This is a genomic window from Chryseobacterium sp. MHB01 (genome assembly GCF_034651565.1).
Taxonomy (GTDB): Bacteria; Bacteroidota; Bacteroidia; order Flavobacteriales; family Weeksellaceae; genus Chryseobacterium; species Chryseobacterium nepalense.
In genome coordinates, this window is sequence record NZ_JAYEDA010000008.1 from 60,193 (window position 1) to 83,287 (window position 23,095).

The following is a 23,095-nucleotide window of genomic DNA, read 5'->3' on the forward strand; positions in this document are numbered from 1 at the left end:
TTAAGGCTTTATTTAATCTCTATACATCCCACTCTTCCGCCTGCATTTCCCGTAGGCTGCGTATGAAAATCGTCTGCGGAAGCATGAATAATCATTCCTTTTCCGATTATATTTTTAGATTCATCTGTACATCCCAGACACCATTTGTCGGTTTTGAAAGTCAGCATGGCGTTTCCGTTCTGATCGGCAGTAAGGTTTCCGATATCTCCCATATGGAAATGTTCGGCTCCCCATTTTCCGTGATCGTCCTTGGCCGGATTCCAGTGCCCTCCTGTAGAAGTTCCGTCTGCTGCAGAGCAGTCACCTTTTTCGTGAATGTGTACCGCATGAATTCCCGGAGTAAGATTGGTTACATCCAGCTTCATAACAACTTCATCGCCCTTTTGGGTAAATTTTGCCGTTCCGCCGGTTTGTGTGTTGCTTTTAGACATGATTTGGTACGTGTTTGTCGTTCCGCACGAAACTACAAACAGAGCACCCGCTGCCAATAATGATAATGTTTTAGCTTTCATTTTTAAATGATTTAAAGTGATTTTAGGTTAAATTTAAAAAACATTTACGGATACACCTTACGAATTCAGGATCTTTTTGAAAATAGCAGTAAAAGATTCTTTTTTCTAAAGTCTTTTCCGGCCTTTAAACCAAAACCAACGGTTCAGAATTCAAATTCTACCATTCGGTAAGAAAAATTTATATCAGGTGAAAATTCATCTTACTTTTGAATCGAAAATAAAAGCTATGAAAACAAAACTATTATTTCTTGTTACTCTTTTGTCTTTTGCCGTAAGCATGGCTCAGACAAAAATTTCCGGAAGGATAACCTACAAAAATAAAGGAGTGGCTGAGGTAAATGTAAGCTTAAAAAACACCTATGACGGAGCAACAAGTGATTCCAGCGGAAACTTTTCTTTTGAAACTTCAGAAAAAGGAAATCAGATATTAGTGTTTTCGCATCCCAAATACATTGAAGTTGAAAAGTCAATTGTCATTGAAAATAAGGAAGTTTCCGTGAATGCTGAGCTGAAGGAACAGATCAATGAAATTGATGCCGTTGTTGTATCCGCGGGTTCTATTGAGGCCAGCGACAAAAAAAGAGCAACAGCGCTTTTGACGCCCATCGATATATACACAACGGCCGGAGCAGACGGACAGATTTCTTCAGCATTAAACTATCTGCCTGGAGTTCAGAAAGTGGGTGAAACAGAAGGTCTTTTTATCCGTGGAGGCACGGGAACAGAATCCAGAATTTTTATGGACGGAAGTCTTATCAACAATTATTTTTCGAATTCAGTTCCGGGAATTGCAGGTAGAGACCGTTTTAATACTTCGCTTTTTAAAGGAAATGTGTTCTCAAGCGGTGGATATTCTGCTTTGTACGGACAGGCGCTTTCCGGTGCGCTCATGCTGGAAAGTGTTGATCTTCCGGATCAGAGCTCTTATGATTTCGGATTTTCACCCATATTTTTAAATGCAGGATTCCAAAGACTTACCGATAATAAAAACTCATCTTTCGGAGCAAGCGTAGGATATTCCAACTTAAAGCTGATGCAGGATGTTTTTAATTTTAATACTGATTTTTCAGAAGCTCCGGAAAGTTTCAACGGTGATTTTAATTTCAGAATTAAAACAAAATCAGGAGGTTTCTTCAAATATTACGGAATGTACGATTCCAACAGGATGGGAGTAAAAACCCAAAGCCTGGAGCCGGAAGATTATGATTGGTCTCTGGTAAAACTGAAAGGAAAAAATACCTATCATAATTTATCATTCAAACAGAAATTCGGGAAATATTTGCTGAATGCGGGAACTTCTTATTCCTTCAACCAGTCTGATCTTGATTTTTCAACCGAAAAAAATAATGTTGAAAACGGGAATACAAAACTTTTGACTGACGGAAATTATATTAATTTTAAAACCGTTTTAGAAAGAAAAGTAAATAAAATAAGTGCGTTGCGCGGAGGTTTTGAGCTCAATGCAACCAGTGAAAAACTCAGCTTTAACGATTTTGTTCAGAAAAATTACAAAGACCTGATTTCTTCCGCATTTGTGGAAACAGATCTTGGATTCAGCAATCACTTATCAGCTAAAATAGGAGTTAGGGCAGAATACTCTTCGTATCTTGAACAAAGCAATATTGCGCCTCGTGTGGCTTTAGCCTACCGCTTTGCAAAAGACTGGACTACTTCTTTCGCTTATGGTATTTTTTATCAGAATCCGGAAAGCAGATACATCAACGGACCAGCTAATCTGGATTTTCAGAAAGCGCAGCATTATATTTTTCAGGTGCAGAGAACAACAGAAGGAAGAAGTCTTAGGCTGGAAGCTTTTTATAAAAAGTATGATGACCTGATCAAAGTAAAAAACCTGAATTATATTGACGGACAGAATCAGTATATTCAGACGGCTGACAACAACAATGGTTATGGTTTTGCAAAAGGGCTTGAACTATTCTGGAGAGATAAAAAGACTTTTGAAAACATCGATTACTGGATCAGCTATTCTTATCTGGATTCAAAAAGAGATTTTATGAATTATCCGGTAAGTCTGAAACCTAATTTTGCTTCTGAACACACCCTTTCAGCGGTGGCCAAAAGATTTGTACCAAAATGGAAAACAGGGTTTAATCTTTCTTACACCTATGCCAAAGGCCGTCCGTATTATGATATTGCGACACAAAATGTAAATGGCGAACAGGAATATTTTGTAAGGCATGAAGGTCGGCTTAAAGATTACAGTGCATTGAATTTCAGTGTTAATTATCTGCCGAATTTAGGGAAGAAAGATGCTAAAGCATTTACGGTGCTTGTCTTAAGTGTATCAAATATATTAGGCTCAAAAAATGTTTACGGTTATAATTTCTCAATGGACGGAAACAGAAGTTCTGCGGTAGTCCCACCAGTAAATACTTTCGTTTTTATAGGAGCTTTCATCAGTTTCGGGGTTGATAAGACACAGGATGCCATCAACAATAATTTATAATAAAAATTACATTAAATACATTACTATTAACTTTAAAAAAATTTAAAAATGAGAAAATATTTTTTAACTTTCGCTTTAAGTATGATGAGTTTAACAGCTTTTGCTCAGTCAGATTATGAAAAAATAATGTCTGAAAAAATTGCAAAACTGCAAACCACCAGATCAACCGATGAATTCCAGGCTCTGGCTAATGATTTCGACAGGATCGGGAAAAAGGAAACAAACCAGTGGCTGCCTTCCTATTATGCTGCATTGGCTTATCTTCAGAAAGGCAGAATGCAGATGCAGTCCGGTAAAATGTCCGAGCTTTCCATCAATGCGGACATTGCCGATAAATATCTGGATCAGGCAGAAGCAATTGCCGGTAAAGACAATTCTGAAATACATCTGCTGAGAAAAATGGCTTATTCCCTGAAAATGATGGAAAATCCCGCAGAACGATACATGACAGACGGAATGAAAGCCATGGAAGAGCTTAAGAAAGCAGAAACTCTGGACCCAAATAACCCGAGAGTAGCCCTCATTAAAGCCGAAGACACCTATTTTACTCCTGAACAATACGGAGGAAGCAAAGAAAAAGGTATTGAGCAGTTTAAAACAGCGCTGGAAAAATTCAATGCTTTTAAACCTAAAACAGCTTTGGACCCGAACTGGGGAAAAGCCGAAGCAGAATATTTTCTAAGCGGAGCGGCGAAATAATTTCCATAGCCTTCTCTCCGGAGGAGGCTTTATAATGTTCGCAGTGTAAAAGATGCTTAACGAAAATAAATTTTAATATTTTTAAGACACTAATTTTGATGCAGGGAAACTGATTATGAAACGCAAGAACTTTATCACTTTATGCTGGGTATCACTGGCAACATCCATGTTTTTCTTTTTCGTTTTTACGGATGAGAAAAATCTGGAGAATTTTATGCTGACCATTGCCATATCATCTATGTACTCTTTTGTTCTGGGCGCAGGAAACTGGCTGATTAATGATTTTCTTAACAAAAAATTTCCCTGGTCTGAAGCAACTACCAAAAGGGCGGTCATCAGTATTATTTCCATCTTATTGGCAAATATCATTTTGGTGTATTTCTGCAATTACATGAATTTTGTGGTCTTCCAGAAAAGTGCGACCACAGAAGAATATTTTACAGGTAAATACAATTATATCAATTGGTTTACCATTAATATTGCCTTGCTGATTTCAGCTTTCCTTCACGCAAAAGGCTTCATGGAAGAACTGAAAAAAAATTCCAAAAAAGAAGTGGTGGAGCAAAAACTCATTGCAAAATCTGCCAATGCTCAGTTTGAAAGTCTTAAAAATCAGCTGGACCCGCATTTTTTATTTAATTCGCTCAATGTTTTAAGTTCGCTTATTGATGAAAATCCCAGGCAGGCACAGAAGTTTACAGTTTCAATGTCAAAGATTTATAGGTATGTACTTGAACAGAAAGATAAAGAATTGGTAACTGTGGAAGATGAGCTGGAATTTGCTAAAACCTATTGTGAACTACTGAAAACAAGATTTGAAGACAGTGTGGATTTCGTTTTTGATGTTAAAAAAGAAGATTACAGAAGGTTTGTCGTTCCGTTGTCGCTTCAGCTGTTGCTGGAAAACTGTATCAAGCACAATTTTGCAACATCATCAAAGCCGCTTATTATCAAAATTTACTCTGAAAATGATACGTTGTGTATCGAAAATAACCTTCAGGTAAGAGAACAGATCAAGGAAAGTTCCGGAATAGGGCTTTCAAACATTGTACAGCGGTATTCTCTTCTTACGAAGAAAAACGTTTTTATCGAAAAATCCGAAGATTATTTTAAAGTGAAACTTCCGGTGCTGTCTGCAAAACCAAACGTTGTCAGTGAAAAAATAAATGATGAAGACAAAGCTTACGAAAGAGCTCAAAAAAGAGTAAAAGAGCTTAAAAGCTTTTATGGAAACCTGATCTCTTATTGTATTGTCATTCCTTTTTTAATCATTCTTAACCTGATTACCTCGCCTCACGAGCTCTGGTTCTACTGGCCAATGCTGGGATGGGGAATCGGTCTTGTTGCCCACGGAGCAAGTGTATTTGCGATCGGGAAAGGCTGGGAAGAGAAAAAAATCAGGGAAATTTTAGAAAAACAAAATAATCATAAATATTAAATAGTATGAATCCTATCAGCAAAGATGACATAAGATACAAAGAGGCGGAAAGACGTGTTAAAAAAATTAAAAACTTTTATGTTTTTGCATTCGTTTATTTCGCGGTAAATATTTTTATCCTGGTAATGAATTACAAAGAATTAAAACCCGGAGAAACCATCTGGCACCTGAAATACTTTTCGCTTCCGATCTTCTGGGGAATCGGGCTTATCGGCTATGCGATCAATGTTTTTGTTCCGGGAGCTATTTTAGGCAGAAACTGGGAAGAAAAGAAAATTAAAAAACTGATGGAAGAAGAAAAAGCTGCACAGAATAAATACAATAAATAATCATGAAAATACTACAGATCTTTTTTGCTGTTTCCATGGGAGTATGGTTTTTAAGTGAAATTCTATACAAGAATATTCTAAAATCCGGAGACAATGACAAAAAAGATAAAGACCGCTCAACGCTGAATATTCTGTGGCTGGCTATTCCGTTATCCATTGCATCATCCGTCAGTGTTTCATATCTTACAAAACTACCGATTTCTGATGAAGACCGGATTTATTACATCGGAGTTGCTCTTGTATGGGTGGGAATTATTCTTAGATTTATCATCATCAGATCATTGGGTAAATATTTTACCGTTGATGTAACGATACGTGAAGATCACAAAATTAAGAAGGAAGGTTTCTACAAATATATAAGGCATCCGTCATACGCTTTTTCGCTGCTGACTTCACTCGGCCTGGGATTGTATCTTAACAATTGGTTCTCGTTGATTTTAGCTTTTTTAATTCCGTTTGTTGCTTTCAGTTACAGAATTACGGTTGAAGAAAGAACTTTGATTGAGCAGTTCGGGGAAGAATATCTGGAATACCGAAGAAAAACAAAAAAACTGATTCCGTTTATTTATTAAATTTAATTATTGTTTTGCAATTTTTAGATTTGATAAAAACCGCAAAGTTATCCAAAGAATGATAAAAAAATACTGATAATAAAGCTAAACAAAAGCCGTTTCACTATTTTCGAAAAGCAATAATTCAAAATGCAACGGTGTATTATTTAAACTCCTATTTAGAATAGTCAAACATCTTTATCTGCAAAATCAGCGAGAGAAATATATTAAAATCTCAAAGCTTTAGATCCGAAGAAAACTACACATCCCGATTCACCGTTGAGTCGGGATTTTTACAATTCAGAATACATATTCTACGGTTCGGTCATATAAAATTGATTCAAGGATTGTTTCCGTCATACATTTGTCTCAACATAAAGAAACAATTAATCTTAAAAAATAAAAATTATGGAAACTTTCATCAACAAAGAAGAGCTTGCGTACCAAAAAGCATCAAGAAGAGTAAAAGAACTAAAAGGATTTTACGGAAATCTTACTTCATACTGCCTTGTCATTTCTTTTTTAGCCGTATTAAACCTTATCACTTCACCGGAATATTTATGGTTTTTATGGCCAATGTTAGGCTGGGGAATCGGAATTGCAGCGCATGCAGCCAATACCTTCGGGATAAGCAAAGACTGGGAAGAAAAAAAGATCAGAGAATTGATGGAAGAGGAAAGAAAAAATACCAAAACACTTTAATATAGATTTTATCATTAAGAAATTAATATAAATAAAGAAAAATAGTCATTTTTTAACATAATATAATTCTTTTTGTAGGGAATTAAAATTATTTTATATTTACATCCTAAATTTTAAAAACAACAAATATGAAAAAGAAATTTCTTGTAACTGGAATGCTATTTTGTTCCATTGCTGCATTTGCTACAACTTATTGGACTGTAACTACAACTTGTGGTAAAAAAACAACTCTTCAAACTTCGGATAATGTATCAGATGCTCAGATGCAGCAATATGTAGCCGCAATTAATTACGATCTTTGCAGTACTATACCACAACATATTACAATCACTCGTTAGTTTAAAATTAATATTAATTTAAGAGCAGAATGATTTATCTTTCTGCTTTTTTAGCACCATTCATCAATGAGAAAGTTATTTTCGTTTTTGTTATTGTTTGCACTTTTTGAAGTATTAAACGCACAGAATATTAAAACAGACCTATTTATTACTTATGATGTAGAATATCCAATTTATAAGAAAAAGAATACTGAACAGTTTTTACTCTTTATAAATACAAAACAAAATACAAGCTATTATAAAAGTACTAATCAGTACGTTTTAGATTCGTTAAAGGCTAACGGAAAAGTAAAAAGCGGAGATTTTATGACAGGAATTTCTTATCAGACTGCCTTAGGAGAAGAAGTGTTGAGAAAAAATAACTCTTTTACAGTATATGAAAAGGTTGTTGATGCGAAAATTAAATATATGGAGCCAATTAACATTAAATGGACTATTTTAAAAGAAACTAAAATTTATTCAGGATATAAGACAAGAAAGGCTTTCACATATGCTTATGGGAGAAAATGGATTGCTTGGTATACAGAAGATATTCCGTTAAATTTTGGGCCATATAAATTTGGTGGTCTTCCTGGAATGATTGTAAATATGTACGACGAAAAAGCAGAATATCTTTTCACTCTCAGTCAATTTAAGAAGAAAATAAAATATGTTCAACTTCCAAAAGATAATAGTTATAAGGAATTTCCTAAGAATAAAACTAAAGAGATAAAATATAATGCTCTTTCAGATCTTAGTGGGATGATTTTCGATGATCCAAATGAGAAAAGGAGAATGGAAAAATCTAATCAGAAAAGAATAAAAGAGTCACCCCAGCTGGATATTGAATAAATTATTATTAAAGACATCAGTTCTAAATAAAAAAACAAAAGAACCGATTCAGTTTTAAAAACTGATAACTTTTGATTATTTTTAAATGCTAAAACTAAATCAGGAACTCAAAAATGATAAGAACAGTCATTATCGAAGACGAAAAACCGGCTTCAAGGAAATTGGAAAGAATGCTTGGCGAATTTCCTGAAATTGAACTGGTTGCCAAAATAGAATCCGTAGAAGAAGGAGTTTCATGGTTTACTGAAAATGAGCATCCACAGCTGATCTTTTCGGATATTGTTCTGGGAGACGGTTTGTCATTCGATATTTTTGAAAAAATTCCCACCAAAGGTTTTATTATTTATACCACCGCCTTCGATCAGTACACACTGAAAGCATTTAAACTCAACAGCATCGACTATCTTTTAAAACCAGTTCTGGACAAGGACCTCGGAGCTGCCATTGATAAATTCAAATCGTTTATTCCTTCGGATCATTTGGTTAATTCTCAGGAAATAAAGCAATTAATTAAAAAAGATAAAACTACGCTGTCCAGAATTCTGGTGAAGATCGGGTATAATCTTAAAATCGTACAGACACATGAAGTCAGCTGCTTTTACAGCGAAAATAAAATTGTGTATCTGCAGACTCAGGAGCGTGCTTTTCCTTCGGATTTTACATTGGATGAGCTGGAAGATATTCTGGATGATAGGAAGTTTTTCAGGGCAAACCGCCAGTTTATCATCAATTCGGATTACATAAAAAATATCCATACTTCGCCCAATTATAAAGTTGAACTGGAGTTTCAGCCTAAAGAAGAAATTACGGTAAGCCGCGACCGCGTTAAAGATTTTAAAGACTGGCTGGTAAGTTGATTCATAAAGATAATAGAGAAAAGATGATAGACTTTCTCTTATATATATCCCAAAACTTTAAACCTTGAACTTTAAACTAAAAACCCACAACTATTTGTAATCAATCCGGTTAGCTTCCGTATCTTCAAGTTGTTTTACAATGGTTGGCGGTATTTCTTCACTGTCTATGGGAAAGCTGATGGAATCTGTGATAAACGTTTTCCGGTCTGCTTTCTGGAAAATCTCAAACAGGGCAATCGGCTCCTGGTTAAAACTAATACATGTACTTATAAAATGCAATTCATGGAGCTTGTATTCTGGATTTTTAAGCTTTTCCTTGATATCTTTTATCCTTGAGATAAAATGACGCTGGCGAATAAACGTATTGCTGTTCATGATGATAAAAACATAATCGGAATAAGCCGTCACTTTGCCAAAATACTTATGACGGTCGCCGCCGCTTCTTTCAATGAAATATTCACCCGAAGTTTCGGATTTATAGATCTGTGTTGCCGATCTCCAGATGCGCTCTTCACGGGCCTGTAAAGGATTATCCGGAAGATTCCTGTTGTAGGAGTACCAGCAGCCGATAAGCTTATCGAGCAAATCTGTATTCGGTTTTACATTATTCATATCAATCCGAAGATCATTGAAATTAAATGATTCTGTATTCGAATTAATAAAATCAATATAATTGGAATATCCCAATACTTTTACAATCTGGCTTAACTTGGCAAGATTGGGTTTGCTGATGACAGCATTTTTATCCTGATAAAATTTTTTTAATTTGTTAATGATCACATGTTCATACAGATAATTAGAGCCCAGAAGATCAGGCTGTTTCTTTATGCCTTTTCCCTGATTTTCAGTATTGATCAGGTCATTCAATTCGGCAACAATATAAGACCATTCTGTTTTGGAAACATCTTCCCAACTGCTTTTTTTGAGAAATTGCATCGCCAAAAAGTTCATCAGTTTTTCTAAATGCAGCAAATCTTCTTTTTTCATTTGTTTAAAATATAAGACTAATATAAGATTATTTTAAAACCTAATAATACCATCATAAGACTTTTATATTTATTTTTCCTTCGATATTTGAGTAGAAACAAAATATAAACAATGGAAACAAAACTCATCTTACAGAATGATCCGCTTTGGAAAAGACTTCAGAATTTTTCATTAGACCATCCTAATGCTGCTTTTCCCTTTTCAAAAAAACTGGCGAAAGAAGAAAACTGGACAAGTTCTTTTACCGAAAAAGCTATCGAAGAATACAAGAAGTTCGTTTATCTCTGCTGTACATTGCCTGATGGTGCTTCACCCAGTGAAATTATTGATAAAGTATGGCACATGCACTTGATTTATACCCAAAATTACTGGGAAGAATTCTGTCCCGATATTCTTCAAAAGAAATTGCATCATCATCCGTCACAAGGAGGGCCAGCGGAAAATGAAAAGCACAAAAGCTGGTTTGAAGAAACATTAAAAAGCTATCGTGAAATCTTTGAGCAGGAACCGCCGGAAGAGATCTGGAAACAGGATTTAAAACCTTCAAACAAACAAAATAAATCATACTTGGGTAAAATTGCTCTTTTATTGGGCAGTATGTTTATAATTTTCTCATGCACAGAAAATAGCAGTGGAGGATTGGGAATATTTTTTACATTGATTTTCTTTTTCGTAATTATGGTTTTGATTATAAAAGCGTTCAGTAATAACAGCGGATCAGATAAAAACAATACAGACGCGGGAGGTGACGGAACATTCTTCTATACCTGCGGAAGCGACAGTTCTCACGGAGACGGAGGAAGTTCTTCCGGTTGCAGCAGTTCCTGTGGGAGCAGTTGTGGGGGAGGTTGCGGAGGCTGTGGCGGCGGAGATTAATTATTTAATTCCACAATAATGAAAAGATTATTCATTCATACCATTCCTTTCGCGATAAGCTTTTTTTGGTTGCTGATAGTAAACCATACCTCAAATCCATTGGCTTTGAAAGGTCCGGATTTTTTAAAATTTTATCTCATCCTTATCTTCCTGTTTTATACGGCGGTATTTATTTTAAATAGGAGTATCTCACAAACAACGTTTTATAGTTCAGGCTTGATTATTTTATTGGGAATCATTAAACTCTTTATTGGAATGATATTGGGAAAACCTGTCGGATTTTTAATCATCATTTTAATTCTTGAATTAATTGTATTAATGATTATTAGAAGATCTTATCTAAACATGTAAATTAAATTCTGGTATTAATCCAAAAAAACAAACCCGAAACAACACGCTCCGGGTTTTATCATATTTTATTAATTCTATTTATTTTGACTTTTCCGTCCGTATTGGTCTATCACGAAACAGGTAACGGCAACAAGCATAATGCTCAATGTAAGTTGTGACTTTTCCGGATTAACAATCTCCTGATAAAGGTGATATCCAAAAAAAGAAGATACTAAAGCAATAATTAATTGTTGAGCGTAAGAATAATTGTTTTCTAAAATGGTTTTCATAATGATATTTTTTATTGTTATTTACAGAGTAAGTATAACAACTCAAAATATGTTACAGAAATTTATTTCTTATGAAATTACACCGCTTCCCAGCAATTCTTCTCCGTCATACCAAGCAGCAAACTGTCCTTCGGCAATTGCGGATTGTAATTCTTCAAATTCAATATAAAAAGCATTGTCAAACTGATACAAGGTTGCTTTTTGCAAAGGCTGTCTGTACCGAAATCGGGCCATCACTTCCATCGATTCTCCGCTTTTCAGCTTCAGGTCTTCACGAACCCAGTGCAATTCGGAATTATCGATTTTCAAAGCTTTTTTAAGCAATCCGGGAAATTGATGCCCCTCTCCTACAAAAAGAATATTGTTTTCCATATCTCTGGAGATGATAAAACAGCTTTCCTTATGACCGCCGATTCCCAGGCCTTTGCTTTGTCCAATCGTGAAAAACTGGGCGCCCTGATGTTTTCCGATTACCTTTCCATCAGATCTTTTATAATTGATTTTTTGGCTTAAAAATTCAAGCTCTTCCTGTTTTGAAGAAAATTTCGGCGTTTCCTGGGTAAAAAGTGGAGAATCTTTGAAAATTTCCACGATTTCTCCTTCTTTAGGAACCAGTTGCTGCTGCAGAAATTGCGGAAGGCTTACCTTTCCGATAAAACATAATCCCTGAGAATCTTTCTTATCAGCAGTTACCAATCCGATTTCTTTTGCAATTTCCCTCACCTGCGGTTTTGTAAGTTCCCCAATTGGGAATAACGCTTTAGAAAGCTGATCCTGGCTAAGCTGGCATAAAAAATAAGACTGATCTTTATTGTTGTCTTTTCCGGCTAAAAGATGGAAAATTTCTTTTCCATTTTCATCAATGGTAGAATCTACTCTGGCGTAATGCCCCGTTGCTACTTTATCCGCTCCCAGCGACATTGCCGTTTTCAGGAATACATCGAATTTTACTTCGCGGTTGCACAATACATCAGGATTCGGGGTTCTTCCTTTCTGATATTCATCGAACATGTAATCTACAATTCTTTCCTTGTACAGCTCACTCATATCAATTACCTGAAAAGGAATTCCAAGCTTTTGGGCAACCATCAATGCATCATTACTGTCCTCAATCCACGGACATTCATCTTCCAGCGTTACCGAAGCATCATTCCAGTTTCTCATAAATAAGGCTACCACTTCATGGCCCTGTTGTTGCAGCAAATAGGCTGTAACACTCGAATCTACACCTCCGGAGAGGCCTACTACTACTTTCATTATATTCAATTTTACGAAACTCTTAACGGGAGCTCTTAGTTTGACGCTGCAAAAATACAATTAAAAAGATTCGTAAAAAAGTTATAATTTTAAACATCGACAAAAACAATATACTATGAAAAAGTTCATTATTCCTTTCTTTATGTTTATTTCAGGATCTGTATTCTGTCAGATAGCCGTTGGGGCCTCACCGGAAAATAATAACCGCTGGACGTTCGGAGGCGGTATCGGTTTTGGTTTCGGAAGCAATAATTATTTTAACCTTTCAGCAGCTCCGAGAGTAGGATACAGGCTTACTGATGATTTGGAAGGTGGGATTTTAGGAAGTATATCGTGGCAGAAATCCAACGCGTACAGCTCTACGATGTTTGGAATCGGTCCGTTCATGAATTATTATATTGCAAGAACTTTTTTTATAAGTGCTAATTATCAACACTATTTTATCAATTATAAAGATAAATTTTACGATTTTAAAGCCAATGCAGATGAAGATGCACTGTATCTGGGAGGTGGTTATATGCAAAGAATCGGTAATAATTCTTATTTGCAGCTTGGGCTGATGTATAATGTTTTGTGGAAAGAAAATTCCAGCATTTTCTCAAGCGGTTTGGTTCCGAATATTGGTTTCGTAGTCGGGCTTTAATATGTATTCTGAAAGATGCGGTATAATATCATTGCATTCAGATCAGCAAAATCTGCGTTAGAAAATATTTGTTCTCCCGCAAATTGCACAGATTCGCAGATTAAATTATTAAAGCTTTTTAATTTAAACGCAAAGATGTAATTTATAATTATTAATCTTTAGTTAGTAAAGGCAAATAAATTTTGCTTCGCGAAGGTGAATATCATTTCGTCAAAATCATCTTGTTGATTTAAACTTTGTTCCTTTGTAAAGTATCAATTAAGCAGTCTTTGCGTTAAAAAATAATGCAGTAAAACAAAGCATCAAAAAATTCAGACGGCAATCAGCGACGTTTCCAAAATCTGAATGAGATTATATTTCATCTCACGCTGATAGCACAGATCTCTCTGATTAAATTTTCAGGATTAAATTTTCAATTCTTATAAATTTAAATATGTGGGAAATAATAATTAGCGGCTATTAAAAATAAAAAAAGCATCAGAAAAAATTTCCGATGCTTTTCATTATAATTAAATTATTTATTTAAGATTGAGAAGACTTTTCCGCCGATTTTTTTGGTTTTGAAGTCTTTCCCGTTAATCCGTCTTTTGCCTCATTGACGTCAAGAACAACCGTTTCTCCTTCGTTCAATTGCTTGTTTACCAACATTTCAGCTAATAAATCTTCAATATATTTCTGGATTGCACGTTTCAATGGTCTTGCGCCGAAGTCTTTATCCCAACCTTTTTCAGAAATAAAATCTTTCGCTTCCTCAGTTAATTCTACTTTATATCCTAATTTCTCAAGACGGCTGTATAATTTACCAAGTTCAAGATCAATGATTTTCTTAATATCGGTCTGTTCAAGAGAATTAAAGATAATAATGTCATCAATTCTATTCAGGAATTCAGGAGCAAATGCTTTTTTAAGGGCATTTTCGATAGTGCTTCTTGCTCTTGTATCCGAACTTGATTTTTTGGCAGAAGTACCGAATCCTACACCGTCACCGAAATCTTTAAGATCTCTTGTCCCAATGTTTGAAGTCAGGATGATAATGGTATTTCTAAAATCTATTTTTCTACCTAAACTGTCGGTAACGTGACCTTCATCTAAAATCTGCAGCAAGATATTGAATACATCCGGGTGAGCTTTTTCGATCTCATCCAAAAGTACCACAGCATAAGGTTTTCTTCTTACAGCTTCTGTTAATTGTCCACCTTCTTCGTATCCTACGTATCCCGGAGGCGCACCAACTAATCTTGAAACCGCGAATTTTTCCATGTATTCACTCATGTCAATTCTGATCAAAGCTTCATCAGAATCGAAGAGTTCTCTTGCCATTACTTTAGCGAGCTCGGTTTTACCGACACCTGTTGTTCCTAAGAAAATAAAGGTACCAATCGGACGGTTAGGATCTTTAAGACCCGCTCTGTTTCTCTGGATTGCTTTAACAACCTTTTTCACAGCGTCTTCCTGACCGATTACTTTTCCGTTCAGGTTTCCATCCATTCCGGCAAGCTTATCAAGCTCGTTTTTGCCTACTTTCGTTACAGGAACACCACTCATCATGGAAACAACTTCTGCTACATTTTCTTCCGTTACGGTTTCTTTTTTCTCCTTCACATCTTTGTCCCACTTATCCTGGGCGGAGTTAAGTTCCATCTGAAGTCTTTCTTCTTCATCTTTCAGTTTTCTCGCTTCAAGATAATCCTGTGCTTTTACTGCTTTCTGTTTTAGTTCCTTAATATCTTCGATTTTCTTTTCGAAATCAATGATTTCGGTAGGAACCTTCATATTTTTAATATAAACACGGGAACCAGCTTCATCCATAGCATCAATTGCCTTATCCGGTAAGAAACGGTCTGTAATATATCTTGAAGTTAAATTAACGCATGCTAAAATAGCTTCATCTGTATAAACAACATTGTGATGCTCTTCATACTTATCTTTAATCTGATTAAGAATCTGTACCGTCTCATCAATAGAAGTAGGTTCTACCATTACTTTCTGAAATCTTCTCTCCAAAGCACCGTCTTTTTCAATATACTGACGGTATTCATCCAGAGTAGTAGCCCCGATGCATTGAATCTCACCTCTCGCCAAAGCCGGTTTAAACATATTGGACGCATCTAAACTTCCTGTTGAACTTCCCGCACCAACGATGGTGTGAAGCTCATCAATAAATAAAATGACATCTCTGTTTTTTTCCAGCTCGGTCATGATTGCTTTCATCCTTTCCTCAAACTGACCACGATACTTCGTTCCGGCAACCAAACTTGCCAGATCCAGTGTAATCACTCTTTTATTGAAAAGAACTCTGGAAACCTTTTTCTGTTGAATTCTTAATGCCAAACCTTCCGCAATCGCAGATTTACCAACTCCCGGCTCTCCGATAAGGAGCGGATTGTTTTTCTTTCTACGGGATAAAATCTGGGAAACTCTTTCGATCTCTTTTTCACGGCCGATAACGGGGTCCAGTTTCCCGTCCCTTGCCAAAGAGGTGAGGTCTCTGCCGAAATTATCCAGAGTAGGGGTTTTGCTTTTTGCAGAGCCTAAATTTCCTGTAGGCTTTCTCATCTGTTCAAAATCCTCTCTTTCATCATCATCATCATATGCACTCATTTGCGGCGCCTGTCCGGAATTTTTCAGCATGGTCTGATATTCCTTTGAAACTCCTTCATAATCAATGTCGTAAGCTCCTAAAATATTTGAAGTAGGGTCCTCATATTTGTAAAGAATGCCCAAAAGCAAATGAACGGTATTAATCTCATTGCTTTTATACTGTCTGCATTCAAGTTCTGCACGTTTAACGGCATGGTCTGCCATTTTAGTGAAAGAAATATTAGTAACTTCCTCAGATATAGGATTAAGACTTGCTGTATTTAAAGTTTCAATTTTTCTTCTGATCTGTGTTAAATCCGCATTAAGGTTTTGAAGGATTTCTTTTGCAGAGTTTTCCGTTTTTATAATACCTAAAAGTAGATGTTCTGTATTAAGAAATTCACTTTTCAGCCTTTTAGCTTCGCTTTTGCTTTGTTTGAACACCTGGCTCAAACCTTGTGAAAACTTATAATCCATAATATATCTCATTAGAATAAAAGCAGCATTGCCATTTATTCATTATCTAAATTACAAATATTTTACCAAAAACCAATAAATGACTTTATGGCAGAAAAAATTTTATTATCTTCCTGAAAATGATTAAGTTTGTGATCCTCTAAAATTCTCCTATGAATCCCGAAACCGCTGCCTATATCGGCTATTCTGCATCCCTGTTTATTGTACTGAGCTTTATTCTGAAAGATGTAAGAAAAATCAGGATTGTCAATATGATAGGGTGTATCTGTTTTGTGATTTATGGTATTTTCAACGGGATGCTCTGGCCGGTAATTATTCCCAACGGACTAATTTGTTTTATACAGATTTATTATCTTCTGTCTGATAAAAACAAAAGATGAACAGAAAAAAAATTATTATTTCTGCCTTTAGTAATCTTAATACAGACCAGCGTATCGAGAAGGTTTGTAAAACCATGCACAATAACAGCTATGCTATTGAATTGATTGGCAATACATGGGGCGGAAGTGAAAAATTGTCACGTCCTTATCCTGTTTCGCGAATACAGCTGATTTCGAAAAGTTTAAAAACGGCTTATTTTGAATTCAACTGGAAATTGTATAATGAACTAAAGAAAAGAGCAGATAAGGAAACGATTCTTTATGCCAATGATCTTGATGCTTTGCTGCCCAATTATTTAATTGCTAAAAAAAAACAGATTCCGCTTATTTTTGACAGTCATGAAATTTTTTCCGAAATGCCGGCAATTCAAGGCAAAATGTCACAAAAATTGTGGCGATATGTAGAGAAGAGCATACTTCCAAACCTTCGTTTTATGATTACAGCAAGCTCCGGCTATGCAGAATGGTTTAAGGAACGATACGGAATTCAGGCAGCTGTTGTACAGAATGCACCCCGAAAGCTTAATTTCAGTATTGAAATCCCTGAAAACAATCCTAAAATAATTTTATATCAGGGGGTGATCAATCCGTTTCGCGGAATAGATAAAGCTATTTTGGCCATGCATCATCTCGATCATGTAATTTTTAAGATTGCAGGCGACGGTCCCAGAAAGAAAGAATATCAACAACTGGTCATAAACGAAAGTCTTCAGGATAAAGTTCTGTTCCTGGGAAAACTTTCACCGGAAAAGCTACGGAATGTTACACTTACAGCAGATTGCGGAATGAGCATTGAAGAAAATGGCGGCCAAAGCTATTATTATTCGCTTCCGAATAAGGTTTTGGACTGTATCCAGGCACGTGTTCCTTTAATATTGTCTGATCTTCCTGAAATGCAGAATATCAGGAATCAATACGATATTGGTGAAATTATAAAAGATCATAACCCTGAAAATATTGCTCATGCAATTCAGACCGTATTGAATAAAGGACGCAGAAATTATTTGCCGCAACTTGAAAAAGCAGCTCATGTTTTGTGCTGGGAAAATGAAGAAGTAAAATTGCTGGAGGTAGTAAAAAAAGCGTCTTTGTATTAATCTGATTTTTTAATATTTAAAGGAGTGTCTGCGATCCTAGCCCCGATTGTCGCGACATCCTTTTAATTTTCGGGCTCCGCGAAGCGGAGCCCGAAAATTAAAAGATACAGCAGAAAGCGGGAAAAAGCTTAATAAAATAAACTTAGAATTCCATTCAGTTCTTATGAGGAGGGTAATAAAATAATCTTTTTAAATTGGTTATCTTTGCAGAAAGAAATCAATCAAAATGACCATTAAGGAAAAACAGCAGGAAATAATCGATGAATTTGCTTTTCTTGACGACTGGGAGCAGAAATATGAATACATCATAGATCTGGGTAAAGAATTGAAGGGGCTTTCTGAGGATAAGAAAACAGATGAAAACCTGATCAAGGGCTGCCAGAGTAAAGTCTGGATTGATGCAGAGTTCAGAGACGGCAAATTGTTTTTCAATGCGGATTCCGACGGGATTTTGCCAAAAGGGATCGTATCTCTTCTGGTAAGTATATATAGCGGACATTCTACACAAGAAATTTTAGATTCCGACTTTGATTTCATTTCAGAAATAGGATTACAGGAATTTTTATCACCTTCCAGAGCCAACGGATTAATGGCGATGACCAAACAGATTAAGTTTTACGCTGTTGCCTACCAATTGAAATCGTAATTGTGACAAGGATTTTAGCATATCGTTTTTCTGCTTTTGGTGACGTTGCGATGGCAGCACCGGTATTCCGGGAATTCCTGGAACAAAATCCGGAAGTGGAAATTGTCATGGTTTCACGAAGTAATTTTGAAGCCTTATTCGAAGAGATCCCGAATGTTATATTTAAAGGGGTCAATCTTGATGACTACAAGGGTTTTTTTGGACTCAACAGGCTCGCTAATGAGCTTATCAAAGAATTTCATCCCGACCTTATTGCCAATCTTCATGATGTAATCCGAACGAAAATTCTGGATAAAATTTATAGTACGAAAGGATTTAGGGTTTTTAAAATCAATAAAGGAAAAGAAGAAAAAGAACATTTGACGGACATCTGGAACCTGAATAAAGTTCAGCTTAAGAAAACAGTGGAACGGTATGCCGATGTTTTTCGTGAAATGGGCTTTCAGGTGACACTTTCTCATCAGCTAAGACCTACGAGTTTCAATAAATCGGGGATTGGTTTCGCGCCTTTTGCTCAGCATAAAGGAAAAATGCTTCCTCTTGAAAAGTCATATGAGCTCGCGAGAATCTTATCTCTAAAAAATACCGTTTATTTTTTCGGTGGTGGAAAAGCTGAAACCGAAATACTCGAAAAATGGGAAAAAGAAATTCCCAATACCCGAAACCTTGCAGGTAAACTGAGTCTCACAGAAGAACTGGATACAATCTCACAATTACAAATGATGATCTCTATGGACTCCGCAAATATGCATCTTGCCAGCCTTGTGGGAACACGATGTGTTTCTGTTTGGGGCCAAACGCATCCTTACGCCGGATTTTTAGGCTTTGGACAAAGTGAGGAGGATGTGGTACAGGTAAAGGATCTTACGTGCAGGCCATGCTCTGTTTTTGGTGATAAAGAATGCTTCCGTGGTGACTGGGCTTGCCTGGGAGAACTTAATATACAGAAGATTGTTGATAAAATTTAATAATCTTTTTAAATAATTATTCTAAATTTCATTGGCACAGTATTTTAATATTTGTTTAAAAAGAAGAGTTATGAAAGTACTAAAAAAGACGGCTTTAGCTTTTACTGTCGCGATGTTCGTTACTTCATGTGTTGCTGTTAGGTCTAATGGAAATAATGGATTGCCACCGGGACAAGTGAAAAAAGTAACCGGTGCAAAATCTGCAAGAAATTATGCTCCTGGGCACAATAAGTAAATTACAAACAAGCGTTCAGAGTTTCTGAGCGTTTTTTTAGCTGATTTTAAAAGATACAAACAAAAAAATCTCCCTTGAAAAAGAGAGATTTCTGTGGGTCCTGAGGGATTCGAACCCCCGACCCTCTGGGTGTAAACCAGATGCTCTGAACCAACTGAGCTAAGAACCCGAATTTTTTTGAAAGGTTTCGTTTCCTTTTCTGTGGGTCCTGAGGGATTCGAACCCCCGACCCTCTGGGTGTAAACCAGATGCTCTGAACCAACTGAGCTAAGAACCCTCTTTATCGTTGTTTCCTCGATTAGAGTGGTGCAAATATACGACTTATTCGGAAATCTCCAAATTTTTTTCTAAAAATTCTCCCACAACAAAATTACTTCCGCCAATAAAAATCATTTCCTCTTTTCTACAGTTCTCTTTTGCAGACAGATAAGCCTCCTGTACGGAATTGAAAATTTTATAGGAAATTTTTGCCTCCACCAATAAATTCTCATATTCCTGAGGTGCTCTGCCTCTTTGAATAGAAGGCTTCGCAAAATAAAATGCCGCATTTTCGGGCAAGATCCTCATGACATCATCTATCTTTTTGTCATTGACAAATCCTAAAACAATATGCTTATGCTTATTAATAGAATTCAGCTGGGAAAAAACGTATTCCAGGCCAGCTTGATTATGTGCCGTATCACAAATAGTAAGCGGATTTTGTGAGAACTCGAACCACCGGCCGATAAAGCCTGTATTCTGATGAACACGCAAAAGTCCTTCTTCAATATTCTGCCCGGAAATAATGAATCCAAGTTTTCGTAATTCTTCAATTAATGCCAAAACAACCCGGATATTTTTTTCCTGATAATTTCCCTTTAAGTCAGACTTCAAAGCTGTTTTTATCAAAGTAGCATCAATAAAAGATGCGTTTTCTTTATCAGCCTTGTTTTTAATGATGTTTTTCACCGTTTCATTTTCATCACCGAAAATGATCGGGATATGTGGTTTTACAATTCCTGCTTTCTCTTCCGCAATTTCTTCGATAGTCTCTCCTAAAATATTCTGATGATCCAGCTGAACATTGGTAATGGCCGAAACCAGCGGCAGGATAATATTGGTAGAATCAAGCCTTCCGCCTAAGCCTACCTCAATAATGGCTACGTCAACCTGCTGCTGATAAAAATATTCAAAAGCCATAATGGTGGTGAACTCAAAAAAAGAAGGCTGTATATTTTCCGGAAGATTTTTCAGTTTTTGAATAAAGTGATAGACAAATTCTTTATCGCAATTCTTGCCATTTACTTTAATACGTTCGGTAAAATCAATAAGATGCGGTGAATTATATAAACCAGTTTTATAACCCGATTCCTGAAGAACGGAAGCCAGCATATTACTTGTAGATCCTTTGCCGTTGGTTCCTCCGATGTGAACACATTTGATTTTTTCCTGAGGATTTCCGAAGAAATCACATAGCTTCCTGATATTGTCTAATCCGGGTTTATATGCCTTCTGTCCATCAATCTGATAATTCGGAGCCTGTACGAACAGCCATTCTACGGCTTCCTGGTATTGTGCGGTTGTCATGATGCAAAATTCTCAAAAGTTTGATTAAAATAAAACAATAATTTTGCGAAACTGTAACTTTTTTATTTTTGAGTCGTCTAATAAGGAAAAATCGGAATTATGAAAAAAGTTTTGACTATTATTTTGGGATTATCTTGCCTGGCTGTCAGCGCCCAGAAAAAGTGGTCTTTGCGGGAATGTGTTGATTATGCAACCAAACACAATCTTCAGGTAATCCAAAATGAATATTCGAAACAAATGCAGGATCTCAACCTGAAAATTGCCAGAAAAAATTATCTTCCTTCGGTGTCCGCCAACGTGGGAAACAGTGTGAGTTTCGGGCAGGCTTCTTTGGGAACGGGAAGTATCCGGAATGACAGGTTCAGCAATAATGCCAATCTTGGAGCAGATATCCTTGTCTATAACAACGGAAGGCTTGAAAAAACCATCAGAAAAACCGAATTTGACGTAGAGGCAAGTCAATATGACATTGAGACCATCAAAAATGATATTTCATTACAGATTGCACAGCAATATCTCACAACTCTGCTGAATAAGGAAATCGTTAAAATTTCCCAGGCTGCGGTTGAAAACGCCCAAAAGCAGTACGACAGATCAAAAATTACTACGGAAGTCGGAACGACAGCTCAAACGGTTCTGGCGGAGGCGGAAGCAGGACTTGCCAGAGAAAAGCAGAATCTGAAAACGGCTGAAATAAATGTGGGAAGAAGTCTTTTTGCATTGGCCCAGCTCCTGCAGCTTCAGGATTATAAAGATTTTGATGTGGAAGACGTGAATGTGCCGGATCAGCTGGCGCCGCAACTAATAGCTGTAGATGAGGTTTTAACAACAGCGTATGAAACTCAGCCCCAGGTGAAAGCTGCAGAAAGCAGGATCAGGTCGGCAGAAGCACAGACTGAAGTTACCAGAACCGCTTTCTGGCCTACTGTAACGGCAAGTGCGGGTATCGGAAGTTTTTATAATAATCTTTTAAATACAAGGGTCACAGGCTACGATCTGTTTGGAAATCCTGTTGTAGAGCCTACTTTTTTCAATCAGTATAAAGATAATTTCGGACAGAATATCGGGGTTTCGGTAAACATCCCGATTTTTAACAAAGGAATTACAAAACTTCAGGTTGAACAGTCGAAGCTCCAGGAAAGTATTGCAAAGACTACTTTACAGCAACAAAAGCAGATTGTTCGTGAAAATGTTCAAAAAGCTCAGTTTGACGTGGATGCGAATTATGAAATTTATTTATCAGCAGTTCAGGCCGAGAAAAGCACGAAACTGGCCCTTGATTTTGCGGATAAAAGCTATGCGGCAGGAAGATCTACGATCTACGATGTCAATATCGCCAGAAACAATTATGCCAATGCGCAGGGATCTGTGGCTCAGGCTAAATATAATTATCTTTTCAGTCTTAAATTGTTGAATTTCTATGCAGGAATTCCACTAAGTTTGTAAAATGTCTATTCAATCTTTAGAAAAATATTTACCCCAAAATACATTACAATATTTAAAAATCTGGTTTGCAGATTACTATATTCATATAAAAATTACAAGAAACAGGAATTCCAAGCTGGGAGATTACCGCAAACTTCCAGACAATTCCCATGAAATTACGATTAATTCGACTCTGGTTCCGGAGCTTTTTTTCTTCGTGCTTACTCATGAGCTTGCCCACCTTATTGCTTTCGAAAAATATGGCAGGAGAATTTCTCCACATGGTAATGAATGGAAGGAAACCTTCAGACAAATGCTGTTGCAGAGTATTAATGTCTATGATGAGAATCTGAAACCGATCATTATGAAATTTTCCCAATCTCCAAAAGCGAACTTCATGGCGAGCCCGGACCTCGTTAAGTATTTCCATATTGAAAAACAGGATGATGCGCTTGTATTTATTGAAAATCTCCAAAAAGGCGATTTCTTTATTTACCGAAATGAGAAGTATTTGTTGGAAGGTCTTATTAAAAAAAACTATCTTTGTAAGAACCTGGCTACGGGAAGGAAGTATTCCTTCAAGCCTTTGGCAAGGGTAGAAAAATGCACTTAAT

At 36.4% G+C, this 23,095-nt stretch carries 24 protein-coding genes and 2 tRNA genes; 18 read left to right on the plus strand and 8 right to left on the minus strand.

From position 1 onward, the window contains the following. Positions 1 to 8: 8 nt before the first annotated feature. Positions 9 to 512, minus strand: a complete 504-nt coding sequence (locus tag U9K52_RS13820; protein ID WP_248389224.1) for a superoxide dismutase family protein — start codon at positions 510 to 512, stop codon at positions 9 to 11. A gap of 226 nt (positions 513 to 738) precedes the next feature. Here U9K52_RS13820 and U9K52_RS13825 point away from each other — a divergent pair, with 226 nt between their 5' ends. The 9 genes from U9K52_RS13825 to U9K52_RS13865 all read left to right on the plus strand — a co-directional run bounded on the left by U9K52_RS13825 (position 739) and on the right by U9K52_RS13865 (position 8,724). Beyond that, positions 739 to 2,979 carry a TonB-dependent receptor gene (locus tag U9K52_RS13825; protein ID WP_322927071.1) on the plus strand — a complete coding sequence of 747 codons (2,241 nt, stop codon included), beginning with the start codon at positions 739 to 741 and terminating at the stop codon, positions 2,977 to 2,979. Between the two features lie 48 nt (positions 2,980 to 3,027). Further along, positions 3,028 to 3,678: a hypothetical protein gene (locus U9K52_RS13830; RefSeq protein ID WP_263601926.1), complete on the plus strand. Its 651-nt coding sequence runs from the start codon at positions 3,028 to 3,030 to the stop codon at positions 3,676 to 3,678. A 115-nt stretch (positions 3,679 to 3,793) separates the two neighbouring features. Beyond that, entirely contained in the window at positions 3,794 to 5,116 is a 1,323-nt protein-coding gene (locus U9K52_RS13835) for a 2TM domain-containing protein (protein WP_322927072.1), read from the plus strand. 5 nt (positions 5,117 to 5,121) lie between these two features. Continuing rightward, entirely contained in the window at positions 5,122 to 5,445 is a 324-nt protein-coding gene (locus U9K52_RS13840; RefSeq protein WP_263601928.1) for a 2TM domain-containing protein, read from the plus strand. A gap of 2 nt (positions 5,446 to 5,447) precedes the next feature. Further along, entirely contained in the window at positions 5,448 to 6,017 is a 570-nt protein-coding gene (locus U9K52_RS13845; RefSeq protein WP_322927073.1) for an isoprenylcysteine carboxylmethyltransferase family protein, read from the plus strand. Positions 6,018 to 6,404: 387 nt separating this feature from the next. After that, positions 6,405 to 6,698: a 2TM domain-containing protein gene (locus U9K52_RS13850; protein WP_248389212.1), complete on the plus strand. Its 294-nt coding sequence runs from the start codon at positions 6,405 to 6,407 to the stop codon at positions 6,696 to 6,698. A 128-nt stretch (positions 6,699 to 6,826) separates the two neighbouring features. Next, positions 6,827 to 7,036 carry a hypothetical protein gene (locus tag U9K52_RS13855; protein ID WP_322927074.1) on the plus strand — a complete coding sequence of 70 codons (210 nt, stop codon included), beginning with the start codon at positions 6,827 to 6,829 and terminating at the stop codon, positions 7,034 to 7,036. 66 nt (positions 7,037 to 7,102) lie between these two features. Then, positions 7,103 to 7,867, plus strand: coding sequence for a GLPGLI family protein (locus U9K52_RS13860; RefSeq protein WP_263601931.1), 765 nt, complete (start codon positions 7,103 to 7,105; stop codon positions 7,865 to 7,867). A 113-nt stretch (positions 7,868 to 7,980) separates the two neighbouring features. Continuing rightward, positions 7,981 to 8,724 (plus strand): LytTR family DNA-binding domain-containing protein, encoded by a 744-nt coding sequence (locus tag U9K52_RS13865; RefSeq protein WP_322927075.1) that lies wholly within the window; start codon positions 7,981 to 7,983, stop codon positions 8,722 to 8,724. Between the two features lie 90 nt (positions 8,725 to 8,814). Here the strand turns inward: U9K52_RS13865 and U9K52_RS13870 are convergent, their stop codons facing one another. Then, complete coding sequence (locus tag U9K52_RS13870; RefSeq protein ID WP_322927076.1) at positions 8,815 to 9,711, minus strand: hypothetical protein; 897 nt, start codon at positions 9,709 to 9,711, stop codon at positions 8,815 to 8,817. Positions 9,712 to 9,822: 111 nt separating this feature from the next. Here U9K52_RS13870 and U9K52_RS13875 point away from each other — a divergent pair, with 111 nt between their 5' ends. Continuing rightward, positions 9,823 to 10,587, plus strand: a complete 765-nt coding sequence (locus U9K52_RS13875) for a hypothetical protein (protein WP_322927077.1) — start codon at positions 9,823 to 9,825, stop codon at positions 10,585 to 10,587. 425 nt (positions 10,588 to 11,012) lie between these two features. Here U9K52_RS13875 and U9K52_RS13880 read toward each other — a convergent pair whose 3' ends face one another. Next, the gene (locus tag U9K52_RS13880; protein ID WP_248389206.1) at positions 11,013 to 11,207 is read right to left on the minus strand and encodes a hypothetical protein; all 195 of its coding nucleotides are present in this window, start codon (positions 11,205 to 11,207) and stop codon (positions 11,013 to 11,015) included. Positions 11,208 to 11,276: 69 nt separating this feature from the next. Then, on the minus strand, positions 11,277 to 12,464 hold the full coding sequence (mnmA, locus tag U9K52_RS13885) for a tRNA 2-thiouridine(34) synthase MnmA (RefSeq protein WP_263601935.1): 1,188 nt from the start codon (positions 12,462 to 12,464) through the stop codon (positions 11,277 to 11,279). 115 nt (positions 12,465 to 12,579) lie between these two features. On the opposite strand from mnmA, the gene U9K52_RS13890 reads away from it, so the two are divergent. Then, positions 12,580 to 13,107, plus strand: coding sequence for a hypothetical protein (locus U9K52_RS13890; protein WP_322927078.1), 528 nt, complete (start codon positions 12,580 to 12,582; stop codon positions 13,105 to 13,107). A gap of 522 nt (positions 13,108 to 13,629) precedes the next feature. Here U9K52_RS13890 and U9K52_RS13895 read toward each other — a convergent pair. Next, positions 13,630 to 16,164 carry an ATP-dependent Clp protease ATP-binding subunit gene (locus tag U9K52_RS13895; RefSeq protein ID WP_248389203.1) on the minus strand — a complete coding sequence of 845 codons (2,535 nt, stop codon included), beginning with the start codon at positions 16,162 to 16,164 and terminating at the stop codon, positions 13,630 to 13,632. A 152-nt stretch (positions 16,165 to 16,316) separates the two neighbouring features. Here U9K52_RS13895 and U9K52_RS13900 point away from each other — a divergent pair, with 152 nt between their 5' ends. The 5 genes from U9K52_RS13900 to U9K52_RS13920 all read left to right on the plus strand — a co-directional run bounded on the left by U9K52_RS13900 (position 16,317) and on the right by U9K52_RS13920 (position 19,490). Beyond that, entirely contained in the window at positions 16,317 to 16,544 is a 228-nt protein-coding gene (locus U9K52_RS13900) for a uroporphyrinogen decarboxylase (RefSeq protein WP_248389202.1), read from the plus strand. Then, entirely contained in the window at positions 16,541 to 17,641 is a 1,101-nt protein-coding gene (locus tag U9K52_RS13905; protein ID WP_322927079.1) for a glycosyltransferase, read from the plus strand. Before U9K52_RS13900 ends, U9K52_RS13905 begins: the two co-directional genes overlap by 4 nt. A gap of 226 nt (positions 17,642 to 17,867) precedes the next feature. Further along, positions 17,868 to 18,287, plus strand: a complete 420-nt coding sequence (locus U9K52_RS13910) for a SufE family protein (RefSeq protein WP_322927080.1) — start codon at positions 17,868 to 17,870, stop codon at positions 18,285 to 18,287. A gap of 2 nt (positions 18,288 to 18,289) precedes the next feature. Continuing rightward, positions 18,290 to 19,255, plus strand: coding sequence for a glycosyltransferase family 9 protein (locus U9K52_RS13915; protein ID WP_322927081.1), 966 nt, complete (start codon positions 18,290 to 18,292; stop codon positions 19,253 to 19,255). A gap of 70 nt (positions 19,256 to 19,325) precedes the next feature. Beyond that, complete coding sequence (locus U9K52_RS13920; RefSeq protein WP_248389194.1) at positions 19,326 to 19,490, plus strand: hypothetical protein; 165 nt, start codon at positions 19,326 to 19,328, stop codon at positions 19,488 to 19,490. Positions 19,491 to 19,584: 94 nt separating this feature from the next. On the opposite strand, the gene U9K52_RS13925 is transcribed toward U9K52_RS13920, so the two are convergent. The 3 genes from U9K52_RS13925 to U9K52_RS13935 form a co-directional block, all read right to left on the minus strand. Continuing rightward, a tRNA-Val gene (locus tag U9K52_RS13925) sits at positions 19,585 to 19,659 on the minus strand. A gap of 33 nt (positions 19,660 to 19,692) precedes the next feature. Continuing rightward, positions 19,693 to 19,767 (minus strand) — tRNA-Val (locus U9K52_RS13930). Positions 19,768 to 19,811: 44 nt separating this feature from the next. Then, a complete protein-coding gene (locus tag U9K52_RS13935) occupies positions 19,812 to 21,056 on the minus strand; it encodes a folylpolyglutamate synthase/dihydrofolate synthase family protein (protein ID WP_322927082.1) in 1,245 nt (414 codons plus the stop codon). A 99-nt stretch (positions 21,057 to 21,155) separates the two neighbouring features. Between U9K52_RS13935 and U9K52_RS13940 the strand changes: the two genes are divergently transcribed. Beyond that, the gene (locus tag U9K52_RS13940; protein WP_248389183.1) at positions 21,156 to 22,502 is read left to right on the plus strand and encodes a TolC family protein; all 1,347 of its coding nucleotides are present in this window, start codon (positions 21,156 to 21,158) and stop codon (positions 22,500 to 22,502) included. Position 22,503: 1 nt separating this feature from the next. Continuing rightward, positions 22,504 to 23,094, plus strand: a complete 591-nt coding sequence (locus tag U9K52_RS13945; RefSeq protein ID WP_248389180.1) for a SprT-like domain-containing protein — start codon at positions 22,504 to 22,506, stop codon at positions 23,092 to 23,094. Position 23,095: the final 1 nt, after the last annotated feature.

What these genes read in the sequence shown, in the direction of transcription:
- U9K52_RS13820 (WP_248389224.1), bottom strand. Translation starts at nt 512, where the DNA reads ATGAAAGCTAAAACATTATCATTATTGGCAGCGGGTGCTCTGTTTGTA.
- U9K52_RS13825 (WP_322927071.1), top strand. Translation starts at nt 739, where the DNA reads ATGAAAACAAAACTATTATTTCTTGTTACTCTTTTGTCTTTTGCCGTA.
- U9K52_RS13830 (WP_263601926.1), top strand. Translation starts at nt 3,028, where the DNA reads ATGAGAAAATATTTTTTAACTTTCGCTTTAAGTATGATGAGTTTAACA.
- U9K52_RS13835 (WP_322927072.1), top strand. Translation starts at nt 3,794, where the DNA reads ATGAAACGCAAGAACTTTATCACTTTATGCTGGGTATCACTGGCAACA.
- U9K52_RS13840 (WP_263601928.1), top strand. Translation starts at nt 5,122, where the DNA reads ATGAATCCTATCAGCAAAGATGACATAAGATACAAAGAGGCGGAAAGA.
- U9K52_RS13845 (WP_322927073.1), top strand. Translation starts at nt 5,448, where the DNA reads ATGAAAATACTACAGATCTTTTTTGCTGTTTCCATGGGAGTATGGTTT.
- U9K52_RS13850 (WP_248389212.1), top strand. Translation starts at nt 6,405, where the DNA reads ATGGAAACTTTCATCAACAAAGAAGAGCTTGCGTACCAAAAAGCATCA.
- U9K52_RS13855 (WP_322927074.1), top strand. Translation starts at nt 6,827, where the DNA reads ATGAAAAAGAAATTTCTTGTAACTGGAATGCTATTTTGTTCCATTGCT.
- U9K52_RS13860 (WP_263601931.1), top strand. Translation starts at nt 7,103, where the DNA reads ATGAGAAAGTTATTTTCGTTTTTGTTATTGTTTGCACTTTTTGAAGTA.
- U9K52_RS13865 (WP_322927075.1), top strand. Translation starts at nt 7,981, where the DNA reads ATGATAAGAACAGTCATTATCGAAGACGAAAAACCGGCTTCAAGGAAA.
- U9K52_RS13870 (WP_322927076.1), bottom strand. Translation starts at nt 9,711, where the DNA reads ATGAAAAAAGAAGATTTGCTGCATTTAGAAAAACTGATGAACTTTTTG.
- U9K52_RS13875 (WP_322927077.1), top strand. Translation starts at nt 9,823, where the DNA reads ATGGAAACAAAACTCATCTTACAGAATGATCCGCTTTGGAAAAGACTT.
- U9K52_RS13880 (WP_248389206.1), bottom strand. Translation starts at nt 11,207, where the DNA reads ATGAAAACCATTTTAGAAAACAATTATTCTTACGCTCAACAATTAATT.
- mnmA (WP_263601935.1), bottom strand. Translation starts at nt 12,464, where the DNA reads ATGAAAGTAGTAGTAGGCCTCTCCGGAGGTGTAGATTCGAGTGTTACA.
- U9K52_RS13890 (WP_322927078.1), top strand. Translation starts at nt 12,580, where the DNA reads ATGAAAAAGTTCATTATTCCTTTCTTTATGTTTATTTCAGGATCTGTA.
- U9K52_RS13895 (WP_248389203.1), bottom strand. Translation starts at nt 16,164, where the DNA reads ATGGATTATAAGTTTTCACAAGGTTTGAGCCAGGTGTTCAAACAAAGC.
- U9K52_RS13900 (WP_248389202.1), top strand. Translation starts at nt 16,317, where the DNA reads ATGAATCCCGAAACCGCTGCCTATATCGGCTATTCTGCATCCCTGTTT.
- U9K52_RS13905 (WP_322927079.1), top strand. Translation starts at nt 16,541, where the DNA reads ATGAACAGAAAAAAAATTATTATTTCTGCCTTTAGTAATCTTAATACA.
- U9K52_RS13910 (WP_322927080.1), top strand. Translation starts at nt 17,868, where the DNA reads ATGACCATTAAGGAAAAACAGCAGGAAATAATCGATGAATTTGCTTTT.
- U9K52_RS13920 (WP_248389194.1), top strand. Translation starts at nt 19,326, where the DNA reads ATGAAAGTACTAAAAAAGACGGCTTTAGCTTTTACTGTCGCGATGTTC.
- U9K52_RS13935 (WP_322927082.1), bottom strand. Translation starts at nt 21,056, where the DNA reads ATGACAACCGCACAATACCAGGAAGCCGTAGAATGGCTGTTCGTACAG.
- U9K52_RS13940 (WP_248389183.1), top strand. Translation starts at nt 21,156, where the DNA reads ATGAAAAAAGTTTTGACTATTATTTTGGGATTATCTTGCCTGGCTGTC.
- U9K52_RS13945 (WP_248389180.1), top strand. Translation starts at nt 22,504, where the DNA reads ATGTCTATTCAATCTTTAGAAAAATATTTACCCCAAAATACATTACAA.